This window comes from Nosocomiicoccus sp. HMSC059G07 (assembly GCF_001815515.1).
In the GTDB taxonomy this organism is placed as follows: domain Bacteria; phylum Bacillota; class Bacilli; order Staphylococcales; family Salinicoccaceae; genus Nosocomiicoccus; species Nosocomiicoccus ampullae_A.
Genome location: NZ_KV820874.1, coordinates 1 through 298, shown reverse-complemented (window position 1 = coordinate 298; position 298 = coordinate 1). Strand labels below are relative to the sequence as shown.

Sequence of the window (298 nt, the reverse complement as noted above, 5' to 3'; positions counted from 1 at the left end):
CTATTTGATACTGAAATTGTTTGGACAGAAGCAAATGAAGTTCCTCAAACAATAGAAAAGACATTACAACGTTTGAGAGAAGATGGTAACACACCATACTTTATTCAAGGTGGGGGACATGGTGATTTAGGAACGCACGCATATAAAATGGTGTTTGACGAAATTTTAACGCAAGAAAAAAGTCTTAATGTGGACTTTAATCATATATTTCATGCTTCCGGAACAGGAACTACACAAGCGGGATTAATTGCGGGTAATATTGTAAATGAAAGTGATAAAAATATTGTGGGAATTAGTG

1 pseudogene is annotated in these 298 nt (G+C 34.9%); it reads left to right on the top strand.

Annotated elements, in window-relative coordinates:
* A pseudogene (locus HMPREF3029_RS08365) lies at nucleotides 1-298 on the top strand (pyridoxal-phosphate dependent enzyme); the annotation flags it as partial.